The organism is Aquirufa antheringensis (assembly GCF_023921165.1).
Lineage (GTDB): Bacteria > Bacteroidota > Bacteroidia > Cytophagales > Spirosomataceae > Aquirufa > Aquirufa antheringensis.
In genome coordinates this window covers 753,549-765,172 of the sequence record NZ_CP049835.1, presented here as the reverse complement: position 1 = coordinate 765,172, position 11,624 = coordinate 753,549, and the positions used below count along the sequence as shown (strand labels likewise).

At 43.7% G+C, this 11,624-nt stretch carries 12 protein-coding genes; 11 read left to right on the top strand and 1 reads right to left on the bottom strand.

Features of this window, described 5'->3' with window-relative positions; genetic code table 11:
- Window positions 1–130 precede the first annotated feature (130 nt).
- The 11 genes from G9X63_RS03555 (at window position 131) to G9X63_RS03505 (ending at window position 10,818) form a co-directional block, all read left to right on the top strand.
- Window positions 131–796 (top strand): succinate dehydrogenase cytochrome b subunit, encoded by a 666-nt coding sequence (locus tag G9X63_RS03555; RefSeq protein ID WP_252624361.1) that lies wholly within the window; start codon window positions 131–133, stop codon window positions 794–796.
- Window positions 797–817: 21 nt separating this feature from the next.
- Window positions 818–2,797 (top strand): fumarate reductase/succinate dehydrogenase flavoprotein subunit, encoded by a 1,980-nt coding sequence (locus G9X63_RS03550; RefSeq protein WP_252624359.1) that lies wholly within the window; start codon window positions 818–820, stop codon window positions 2,795–2,797.
- 9 nt (window positions 2,798–2,806) lie between these two features.
- Window positions 2,807–3,565, top strand: coding sequence for a succinate dehydrogenase/fumarate reductase iron-sulfur subunit (locus tag G9X63_RS03545; RefSeq protein ID WP_130895243.1), 759 nt, complete (start codon window positions 2,807–2,809; stop codon window positions 3,563–3,565).
- Between the two features lie 48 nt (window positions 3,566–3,613).
- Window positions 3,614–4,198, top strand: a complete 585-nt coding sequence (locus G9X63_RS03540; RefSeq protein WP_236633161.1) for a thymidine kinase — start codon at window positions 3,614–3,616, stop codon at window positions 4,196–4,198.
- On the top strand, window positions 4,185–4,649 hold the full coding sequence (locus G9X63_RS03535; RefSeq protein ID WP_130923029.1) for a YkgJ family cysteine cluster protein: 465 nt from the start codon (window positions 4,185–4,187) through the stop codon (window positions 4,647–4,649). Before G9X63_RS03540 ends, G9X63_RS03535 begins: the two co-directional genes overlap by 14 nt.
- Before the next feature lie 63 nt (window positions 4,650–4,712).
- A complete protein-coding gene (locus G9X63_RS03530) occupies window positions 4,713–5,630 on the top strand; it encodes an ROK family protein (protein ID WP_252624357.1) in 918 nt (305 codons plus the stop codon).
- Window positions 5,631–5,732: 102 nt separating this feature from the next.
- Window positions 5,733–5,969 (top strand): acyl carrier protein, encoded by a 237-nt coding sequence (locus G9X63_RS03525; protein WP_130895240.1) that lies wholly within the window; start codon window positions 5,733–5,735, stop codon window positions 5,967–5,969.
- A 118-nt stretch (window positions 5,970–6,087) separates the two neighbouring features.
- The gene (gene fabF, locus G9X63_RS03520; protein ID WP_130895239.1) at window positions 6,088–7,335 is read left to right on the top strand and encodes a beta-ketoacyl-ACP synthase II; all 1,248 of its coding nucleotides are present in this window, start codon (window positions 6,088–6,090) and stop codon (window positions 7,333–7,335) included.
- Between the two features lie 7 nt (window positions 7,336–7,342).
- Window positions 7,343–8,086, top strand: coding sequence for a ribonuclease III (gene rnc / locus G9X63_RS03515; protein ID WP_130895238.1), 744 nt, complete (start codon window positions 7,343–7,345; stop codon window positions 8,084–8,086).
- A 9-nt stretch (window positions 8,087–8,095) separates the two neighbouring features.
- Entirely contained in the window at window positions 8,096–8,845 is a 750-nt protein-coding gene (locus tag G9X63_RS03510; RefSeq protein ID WP_252624355.1) for a hypothetical protein, read from the top strand.
- A gap of 71 nt (window positions 8,846–8,916) precedes the next feature.
- Window positions 8,917–10,818 (top strand): ComEA family DNA-binding protein, encoded by a 1,902-nt coding sequence (locus tag G9X63_RS03505; RefSeq protein ID WP_252624353.1) that lies wholly within the window; start codon window positions 8,917–8,919, stop codon window positions 10,816–10,818.
- Here the strand turns inward: G9X63_RS03505 and kdsA are convergent.
- Window positions 10,815–11,624, bottom strand: coding sequence for a 3-deoxy-8-phosphooctulonate synthase (kdsA, locus tag G9X63_RS03500; RefSeq protein ID WP_252624351.1), 810 nt, complete (start codon window positions 11,622–11,624; stop codon window positions 10,815–10,817). The genes G9X63_RS03505 and kdsA overlap by 4 nt on opposite strands.

The following is an 11,624-nucleotide window of genomic DNA, read 5'->3' as shown; positions in this document are numbered from 1 at the left end:
TTTTTTCAAAAAAAATGGATTTTTTACGTTTTAAATTTGATAGAGCGGCGTTTCGATTGTAGTTTTGGTAGCTAAAAAAAATCGAACCTGTTCGTTTATTTTTATTTCCTCTTAACAAATACATTTATTTATGGCTTGGTTAGCAAAATCACTTAATTCATCTCTCGGGAAAAAGCTCCTGATGGCCATTACGGGCCTCTTTTTAATTAGCTTCCTGTTAGTTCACTGCAGCTTGAACGCTCTAATCTTCCTAAATGATGGAGGTGTCGCTTTTAATGAGGGCGCCGAGTTCATGGGCACTAACCCAATCATCCGTACCATGGAGATTGTGTTGTTCGCAGGATTGTTATTACACATTTATGATGGTTTACGCCTTTGGTTAGAAAACAAATCGAAGCGTCCTGTCGCTTATGCGAAGGTAGATGGCGCTGCGAATAGCAAGTGGTACTCTCGCTCGATGGGCCTTTTAGGAACGCTATTATTATTGTTCTTAATCCTTCACTTGAAGCACTTTTGGTACTTCTCTCGTTTAACCGAGGGCTTAGAGGACCATACGTTATATGCAGAGATGCAAGCGGTATTTGTGAACCCAGTTGTCGTAATCGTTTATGTATTAGGATGTATTTCGCTAGGTTACCACTTGTTACACGGTTTCTCTAGTGCTTTCCAATCCATCGGTTGGAACCACCCTAAGTACACTCCGACGATTAAAACAATCGGTGCGTTCGTCTCGATCGTTATTCCTGCGGTTTTTGCTGCGATGCCGATTGCCTTTTATTTCCATTTGATTCAATAATATTTCAGCGATTCGATTGATATGACAAAATTAGATGCCAAAATTCCAGAAGGCGCGTTAGCCGACAAATGGACCAAATATCGTTCCAGCGTTTCCCTAGTAAACCCTGCGAACAAACGTAGCTTAGAGATCATCGTGGTAGGTTCAGGCCTAGCAGGTGCATCTGCCGCTGCCTCGTTAGCTGAATTAGGATATAAAGTAAAAGTATTCTGTTTCCAAGATTCTCCACGTCGTGCGCATTCGATTGCCGCACAAGGAGGTATCAACGCAGCGAAGAACTACCAAAACGACGGTGACTCCGTTTACCGTTTATTCTACGATACCATCAAAGGTGGTGACTACCGTGCGCGTGAGGCGAACGTCCATCGTCTAGCGGAAGTATCTGGAAGCATTATCGACCAATGCGTAGCGCAAGGGGTTCCTTTCGCTCGTGAATACGGCGGATTGCTTTCTAACCGTTCATTCGGTGGAACGCAAGTACAACGTACGTTCTACGCGGCAGGTCAAACTGGACAGCAATTATTATTAGGTGCTTATTCTGCTTTGCAACGCCAAGTGGGAATGGGTAACGTAAAAATGTATACTCGCCACGAAATGCTAGATGTCGTAACAATCGACGGAAAGGCTCGTGGTATTATCGCTCGTGATTCAGTGACAGGAGCTTTAGAGCGTCACTTCGGACACGCTGTGTTATTGTGTACAGGTGGTTACGGAAACGTATTCTACTTGTCTACTAACGCGATGGGATCGAACGTAACAGCGGCTTGGAAAGCACACAAAAAAGGTGCCTACTTCGCTAACCCTTGTTACACACAGATTCACCCGACGTGTATCCCGGTTTCTGGCGATCACCAGTCGAAATTAACCTTGATGTCTGAATCCCTTCGTAATGACGGTCGTATTTGGGTTCCTAAGAAACAAAACGATAACCGTAAGGCGAACGAGATTCCAGAAGACGAAAGAGATTACTACTTAGAGCGTCGTTATCCTGCGTTCGGTAACTTAGTACCTCGTGATATTGCCTCACGTGCAGCTAAGGAGCGTTGTGATGCTGGTTATGGTGTAGGAACGTCTAAAATGGCGGTTTACTTAGACTATGCTGCGGCGATCATCCGTTACGGAAAAGGAGAAGCGAATAAAAACAATATGCACAATCCATCAGATGAAGAGATTCAAGCGATGGGTAAGGCAGTCGTAAAAGAGAAATACGGTAACTTGTTTGACATGTACAAGCAAATTACGGGTGAAGATCCATACGAGGTGCCTATGCGTATTTATCCAGCGGTTCACTATACGATGGGTGGACTTTGGGTAGATTATAACTTAATGACTACTGTTCCTGGTTTATACGCTTTAGGAGAAGCTAACTTCTCTGATCACGGCGCTAACCGTTTAGGAGCTTCAGCCTTGATGCAAGGTTTAGCAGATGGTTATTTCGTGATTCCTTACACGATCGGTGCTTATTTAGCATCAGAGATTCGTACGCCAGCGATGTCAACGGATTCAGAAGATTTCGTCGCGGCAGAGAAAGCGGTACGTGATCGTTTAGAGACCTTGATGAACATTAAAGGATCTAAGCCAGTCGATTACTTCCACAAGCGTTTAGGTAAGATCATGTGGGACGAGTGCGGTATGGCTCGTAGCGCAGAAGGTTTGAAAGCTTCTATCAAGGAGATTCAAGCTCTGCAGAAAGAATTCTGGTCAGATGTGAAGATTCCAGGTGAAATCGATAACCTAAACCCTGAATTAGAGAAAGCGGGCCGTGTGGCTGACTTCTTAGAATTAGGCGAGTTAATGTGTATTGATGCCTTGGATCGCAACGAAAGTTGTGGTGGTCACTTCCGTACGGAATACCAAACAGAAGACGGGGAAGCCCTTCGTGATGACGAGAACTACGCCTACGTAGCGGCTTGGGAATACGAAAAACAATCGAGCTTCAAACTTCACAAAGAAGAATTGAAATACGAAAACATCAAAATTGCTCAAAGATCTTATAAATAATTCGATACAATGGAAGGACATTTAAACCTGACACTCAAAATTTGGAGACAAAAAAATGCAAGCGTAGCTGGTAAGTTCGAAACTTATCAGGTGAGCGGCATCTCCACAGATATGTCATTTTTGGAAATGATTGACGTGTTAAACAACCGTTTGATCGAAGAAGGAGATGATCCGGTAGCGTTTGACCACGATTGCCGCGAAGGTATTTGCGGTATGTGCTCGATGTACATTAACGGTCGTCCTCACGGGCCAAACCGAGGTGTTACGACTTGCCAATTACACATGCGTTCTTTCCAAGATGGCGAAACGATCACGGTTGAGCCTTGGAGAGCGAGTGCGTTCCCAGTGATTAAAGACTTAGTGGTGAATCGTTCTGCTTTTGACCGCATTATCGCGGCAGGCGGATTCGTTTCCGTAAATACAGGAAATGCACAAGATGCAAACAACCTACCCATTCCGAAAGAAAATGCAGACGAAGCTTTTGCAGCAGCGGCTTGTATCGGTTGCGGTGCTTGCGTAGCGGCCTGTAAGAATGCCTCAGCGATGTTGTTTACGTCTGCTAAAGTTTCTCAGTTAGCTTTACTTCCTCAAGGACAGGTAGAAGCAGCGTCACGCGCACAAGCGATGGTTGCTCAGATGGACGAAGAAGGTTTCGGTGCTTGTTCAAACACTGGTGCTTGCGAGGCTGAATGCCCTAAAGGCATCTCGATTGAGAACATCGCGCGTATGAACCGCGAATATTTCTCAGCGACATTCTCGTCTAAATAATTTTCATTTTATAGCCCCTGGATGCAATTTCAGGGGCTTTTTACGCCCTTGTTTTTAGAACCTACCCATTCCAAATCTGCTGAACGCAATCCACCTGCTGGTTGGATTGAAGTGATATGCGGTTCCATGTTCTCTGGTAAAACAGAGGAACTGATTCGCCGCCTAAAGCGCGCGAAAATCGCACAAATGCGCGTCGAAATCTTCAAACCAATGGCGGATACCCGCTATCACGATGAGGATATCGTTTCGCATAACCAAAATTCCATCCGCTCTACACCGGTTAACAACTCGGGAGAAATCCTTTTGTTAGCGGGCGATTGCGATGTGATCGGTTTAGATGAAGTACAATTCTTTGATGATCACATCGTAGAGGTATGCAATTCACTGGCCAACCAAGGCAAACGAATCATCGTCGCTGGATTGGATATGGACTTTAAAGGGCAACCTTTTGGACCTATGCCCGGCTTAATGGCCATCGCTGAGTTCGTCACGAAGGTACACGCCGTTTGTGTAAATTGTGGCGCAGCTGCGCATTACTCTTACCGCAAGGTGGAGCAACAACAAACCGTCTTATTAGGCGAAACAGAGTCTTACGAGGCACGCTGCCGTTCTTGCTTCCATGGCCAAAACTAAAGACCCCTCTTTCCGAAAACTCATCCAACGTTTAGTGGCTCGTAAGCCTAAGAACCTGGACCAGCAATTTTTTCAAGCTCACACCGAAGTTTTCAAGAAAACCGATTGCCTGACCTGTGGCAATTGCTGTCGCACGACTAGTCCGATGTGGAATGATACGGATATCCAGCGTGTTTCTCATTTATTCAAAATGAAAACCTCCGCTTTCTTGGATGCCTATTTAGTCCAAGATTCTGACGGCGATTGGGTGTATCCGAAAGCTCCTTGCCCCTTTTTAGACTTGGAAGATAATAAATGCGGCATCTACGATCACCGCCCCAAAGCCTGCCGGGAATACCCCCATACCGATAGAAAGAACATCATGGGGATTTTAGGATTAACCTCAAAAAATGCGCTCATTTGCCCCGCAGTGACACAAATTCTAGAAAAAATCGAGCAAATTTACCCTTGAACCACTTTTGATTTGAAATTCACGTCAAAAATCGGCAATTTCGTAATTCAATAAATCAAAACTATGGCAGCAGCAGAATACTTAGGAATCGATGTAGGTGGAACCGGCGTTAAAATGGGAATCGTCCACGCAGACACAGGTCAAATCAACAATTTTCAAAGTTATGATACTGCTACCTGGAGAGAATCACACCATTTTTTAGAGCGTTTGGCGGATGCGATTGCCTTGCAATTATACCAACACAAGAATGTCAAGAAAGTGGGAATTGGTCTTCCAGGTATCCTAACAAAAGACCGCCGTACCTTAATCGAGATCACGGCTATCCCTGAAATTGATGGATCTCCTATGATTGATATGCTAGAAAAACGTTTTCCTGAGCATGCTTTCTTTATGGAAAACGATGCGAACGCAGCGGCTTTAGGCGAATTTTACTTCTCTCCTGAGAAAACAAATATGCCAGAGGACTTCATTTTCATTACCTTGGGAACAGGTGTAGGTGGAGCGGCAGTCATTGACCGCAAAATCTTCTTAGGTGGTGATGGTAATGCGATGGAGCCAGGTCACGTGCCTTCTCGCGATGGAAAAGTATTAGAGCGAAACGTAGGAAAGAAAGAATTATTACAAATGGCTACCGCCATGCGTGCGGCCTACACGGGCAAAACCTCGCTTCCTGCAGATGGAACTATTTCAACGACGGCTTTAGTGGTAGGTGCAGAAGAAGGAGATGAATTAGCCTTAGCGATTTGGCACGAAGTAGGAACGATGCTAGGTGATATGCTCGTTTCATTGATTCGTATCCTAGATATCAAAAACATCTTCATAGGTGGCGGATTATCAGCCTCTTACGACTTCATTTTACCAAGTATAGAGAAGCAGTTAAATTACTGGTTAACGCCAGCTTATTTGGAAAAATTAACTATTAAGAAAGCCTTATTAGGCAATGACGCAGGTCTTTTAGGGGCTGCATCGCTTTGTTTTTAAGGTAAACAGCCTAGAACAGGCTAATTAGAATGAAATTTGTTTGATAAATTCAACTTTAATTCTAATCTTTGCAACGTTTTTGAACCCCAAAATAATATTAAAATGTCAGATATTGCAGAAAAAGTAAAAAGCATCATCGTTGAAAAATTAGGTGTAGAAGCATCAGAAGTTACTCCTGAGGCATCTTTCACAAACGATTTGGGAGCTGACTCTCTAGATACAGTTGAGTTAATCATGGAATTCGAAAAAGAATTCTCTGTTTCTATTCCAGATGATCAAGCGGAGAACATCCAAACAGTAGGCCAAGCTATTACTTATTTGGAAGAGAACGCAAAGTAATCGAAGCAACCATAAAAATTATGTCAATTAGTTAACAGTAATCAGGTGGATTTTTCCATGGGATTTCTCGGACTGATTGACATTTTTTATTTTAAGCAGATTCATAAATAACAAGAATATGGAGTTAAAACGAGTAGTTGTCACGGGCTTAGGCGCCCTAACCCCCATCGGGAACACAGTCAGTGAATATTGGGATGGATTAAAGAACGGCGTAAGCGGTTGTGGACCCATCACGAAATTCGATGCGGAAAAATTCAGAACTCGTTTTGCTTGTGAATTAAAGAACTTCAAGGTAGAAGATTTTATCAATGCCAAAGAAGCGCGTAAAATGGATCCATTCACTCAATACGCTGTGGTGGCGGCTGATGAAGCCATCGCTGATGCGAATTTTGACATGGATTCCTTAAATAAAAACAAAGTAGGTGTTATCTGGGGATCAGGTATCGGTGGTTTGAAGACATTTGAAGACGAAATGATTTATTTCGGACAAGGAGACGGAACCCCGAAAATCAATCCATTCTTTATCCCTAAGATGATTGCAGATTCATCATCAGGCCAAATTTCGATCCGCAATGGATTCCGTGGCCCTAACTACGTTACCGTTTCAGCTTGTTCTTCTGCGAACAACGCGATCATTGATGCGTTCAACTATATCCGCACAGGCCGTATTAACGTGTGTGTAACGGGCGGTTCTGAGGCTCCAGTGACGATTGCATCGGTAGGTGGTTTCACCGCAATGCACGCCATGTCCACTCGTAATGACGATCCAGCTACAGCTTCACGTCCTTATGACGTAGATCGCGATGGTTTCGTGGTAGGAGAAGGAGCGGGTGCCTTGATTTTAGAAGAATACGAGCACGCTAAAGCGCGTGGAGCAAAAATATACGCGGAATTAATCGGTGGAGGTTTCTCTTCTGATGCTCACCACATTACAGCACCACACCCAGAAGGTTATGGCGCTTTATTGTCGATGATAGATGCCTTAGAAGACGCAAACATCAAACCAGAAGAAGTAGATTACGTGAATACACACGGAACATCCACTCCGATTGGTGATCCACAAGAGATTAAAGCGATCGTGGATTGTTTTGGAGAACACGCTTACAAAATGGCCATCTCGTCTACGAAGTCGATGACGGGTCACTTATTAGGTGGTGCAGGAGCAGTAGAGGCGGTAGCGTCTGTATTAGCGATTCAACACCAATTTGTCCCGCCTACGATTAACGTATTTAACCGCGATCCAGAAATCGATCAACGCATCGACTTAACGGAAAACGTAGGTAAAGCACGCAAAATCGATGTGGCATTGAGCAACGGATTTGGTTTCGGTGGTCATAACGCAACGGTTATTTTCAGAAAAATCTAAGACAAATATGGCCGTAAAATCTCTCCTAAACTGGTTAGATCCGATTCGACTAGACGAACGAGAGAAATTCTTAAAGAAATCGGTTACTCATCTTATTGGGGCTAGTCCAAGTAATTTAACCTTATATAGACTAGCCTTTTTACACTCCTCTGCTTCGAAAGAGAGTGTGGCAGAAAACTACAAAGAGTCGAATGAACGCCTGGAATTCTTAGGCGATTCTGTCCTAGGGATGATCACAGCGACGTATTTGTTCCAAAAATTCCCCTTCAAAGACGAGGGTTTCTTAACTGAAATTCGTTCTCGAATGGTCAGCCGGGAGTCTTTGAATGTAATTGGCCGTAAACTTGGCCTAGAAGAAGTAATCGAGTACGAAACACAGCGCAAAAACGCGATGTCCCGCACCTCGATGTACGGAGATGCATTGGAGGCTTTTGTGGGAGCTATATATTTAGACAAAGGTTTCGCATTCACCCAAAACTTCATCATTAAAAAGATTCTGACGCAATACTTTGACCTAGAAGCCGTTGTACAAAACAACCCAAACTTCAAGTCAATGTTGATCGAATGGGCTCAAAAAGAAGGCAAAAAGGTCTCTTTTGAGCTAGATCAAGAGGGAGAGCACCACAACCGCGAATTTACGGCTTTGGTCATCTTAGACGGCGAAAAGATCTCTGAAGGGAAAGGTTACTCGAAGAAGAAAGCAGAACAAACAGCCGCTAGAATGGCTTGTGAACAATTAGACATTAAATAATCAACACCTATGGCACCTAATATATTCTTGCAATACTGGAATGATTCACCTGAATCAATCACATTTCAAGAGGTATTAGCCTGGGAGGTTCCCACTCCTATCATAGAATCCATTCAAGTGGATTTGTTAGCTCAGCTGAATTCAGCGCGAGCCCAAGAAAACTTCCCTAATTTTCCCTGGTCTAATCCACGCTTTTTAGAGAAATGGGAAGGCATTGCCCAAACCTTATTGTACCAAGTAGCATTACCAGCATTCATTTGGGGCTCGTGGATAGAAAGCTTGGCTGTTCCCGTTGCAGAAGACGTACCGCAGCCTAGTTTTGCCGATTTATTGAATGCCTATGAAGCACCAGATGCGCCCTATGCTCCAGCGGAAACGCCAGCAGAGCCCTTCGACTTATTGAATACAGAGGTTTATTTTGAGGCTCCAGAAAGCCTAGAAGATTCTTCAGAAGAGGAATTTACGCGACTAAAGGATTTATTAAGTGGTTCATCGGATTCTTTGAAGTCCAAAGTCGAATCGCAAATGACGCAACGCATCGCTGACACGATCAGCCTTCACCAACGAATTCAATTCATCCAAAAAATATTCCTAGGGGATGTGGCGCAACTAGAATCGTTGATTCAATTCATCGATGAAGAGGCGGAAGCTGAAACCTGGTCTCAAGCCCTTTTGGAACGCTATGAGGCGTATCGAGTAGCAGAGAATGAAGCTATTTGGCAAGAACTACACCAACTCATCGAACGGAAGTTCAACTAACTGATTTTCATTATCAGTTTTAACCCGCATTTAACCTAGAACACCCGGTAATTTCAAGGAAAAATAATCCCTTGAAAACAATCTTGTTCTTTCTAACCTCTTTCGCCTGTTTTGCCCAAATCCCCACACAGGAGGAAGAGGAAAAGCAATCCAGTTTTGATTATTATATCACCAATCCGCTAAATATCAATCTAGTATCTGAAACGGAACTACAATCCTCCCTCCTATTTAGCGCGGAACAAATCGCTTTATTTATCGCCTTTCGCAAACAAATAGGGACCTTCCAATCCATTTTAGAGTTACAAAGCATTCCGAATTGGGACCTTGACTTCCTACGCAGGATTCAGGATTTTTTAGTATGCCATCCGCCTAATCCCCGCTGGTGGAAACCCCATTCCTCTACCCATCAGATCTTATTTAAAACGGATTGGACAGCGGAGACAAAGAAAGGGTTTACAGCACCCGATTTGCGCAGCAAAACACGTTATGTGGGGGACCGAACGAATCAAACGCTTCGATACCGCGGGCAGTTAAATGCGAACCTTCGGATCGGATTTCTATTGCAAAAGGATGCGGGAGAAAAAAACCTAAGCGACTTTAGTAGTGGGTTTGTGGAGTTTAAATCGAAAGGAATTTTAGAGAAAATCATCCTAGGCGATTTCATCAACCAATGGGGTCAAGGGCTTGTTCAATCGGGTGGATTTTCTTTAGGTAAGAGTTTTGAAAGCATTAAAGCTACCCAAAAATTCAACCTAGGAGGATTAGCCTACAGTTCCAGCATGGAATATGGTTTTTATCGCGGAATCAACACCACCCTAAAACTCAGCGAATTCCTACGAATCCAAACTTTCGCATCCTACAGAAACTTAGATGCCACAACGGGAATTGACTCTACCGGAAGCAACTACTTACGCACAAGAGTAGAAGATGGCTTCCATCGAACTAACTCGGAAATCAGCCACAAAGACGCGATGCAAGAAAAAACGGCGGGGGCGAATCTAGTTTATTCTCCTCTAAGTAGGCCACTCGTCATTCAGTTCACTGGTGTTTTCACTCATTGGTCCTTATCTAAGCCTAGTGGTTTAGGTTATAAACAACCCGAATGGGCTGGAAATGAACTAGAAAATTATTCCATCAGCTTTCAATATCCCCTTCGAAACATCCGAATGGTGGGTGAATTTGCCTACTCAAATAATCATCACTATTCTCTGATACAATCCGCCGCCACTTCACTTTCTAAAAAAGTGGACGTATCTTATTTATTCCGGCACTATGGGGCAGGCTATTTTAGTCCTAAATCCAATGGCCTATCTGAAAACTCGGAAAATCTCAACGAAATAGGCCTATTCCTTGGCCTAGGTTACCAAATCAACAAGCGAATGAGGCTTAGCTCCTATGTCGATTATTTTCGCTTCCCTGGCCCTAAATACCAAATTGTAGCCACTAATACCTCTGGTTGGGAATTCTTGAGTCGATTGCAGTGGGATAAAAGGCATAGCGCCCGCGGATTCATTCAAGGCAAATGGACTCAAAAAGAAGATAAACATCTGATGATTCAAATCAGCCTGGACGGACACTACATAGCCCTTAAGTCCTGGGATTTTCACGTGCGCGCAATGGCCTCTAAACTAGGTGCAGAGATCGGGTACTTACTATTGCAAGACATCAAATGGGATCAGGGCAAATGGAATGTACAGGGACGTTTTGCCTATATGAATACGCCTACCTATGATACCCGAAATTATGCCTATGAACCAGGTGTTCCCTATTCTTTCCTCTTGCCTGCGTATGCGGGCAAGGCCATCAAAACGACCTTAGTAATGGCCTATCAATGGAATAGAGAAATCTCTGTAGCGGCTAAGTGGGCACGTATTCAATACCACGATCGAACGGAGGTGGGTTCTGGCTTAGATACGATTGAAGGGAATACCAAAACCGATATTACCCTTCAAATCAGCTATAAAATGCATTAAACGATCGCTTCGCGAACGCGCAATAATTTCTCAAGTAGACCCTCTAATTGATCTAATGGCAACATATTAGCACCATCCGATTTTGCTACCGAAGGATTCGGATGAGTTTCGATAAAGATTCCATTAGCACCTACAGCGATGGCTGCTTTAGCGATGGTTTCAATCAAAGCAGGTTGCCCACCGGTTACACCCGTCGTTTGATTCGGACGTTGTAAGGAGTGCGTGCAATCCATGATAACAGGAACGTTCATCGCAGACATCTCCGGAAGATTACGGTAATCCACTACTAGATCACCATAACCAAAAGAATTACCTCGATCTGTTAAGTAAACAACCGCCTCAGGATTCTCGTGTAATACTTTTTCTACGGCAAAACGCATGGAAGCCCCTGACATGAACTGACCTTTTTTGATATTCACGGCTTTACCTGTTTGGGCAGCAGCTGCTAATAAATCGGTTTGACGGCAAAGGAAAGCGGGAATTTGCAAAACATCGACATAAGCCGCTGCCATGGCTGCTTCTGCACTTTCGTGAATATCTGTCACCGTAGGCAAGGAATAATGTTTACCCACCGCTTGCAAAATTTCCAAGGCTTTGATATCACCAATACCGGTAAAGGAATCAATTTTAGTCCGATTCGCTTTGCGGTAGGAACCTTTGAAAATATAAGGAATACCCATCGCCTTCGTGATACCATCTATTTTTTCTGCAATCTCAAAAGCTAAATCGTTGCTCTCAATCGCACAAGATCCAGCCATCAAAAAAAAGGGGCCTTTGCCTAAATTATCTAAAGTCGGTAATGTCAT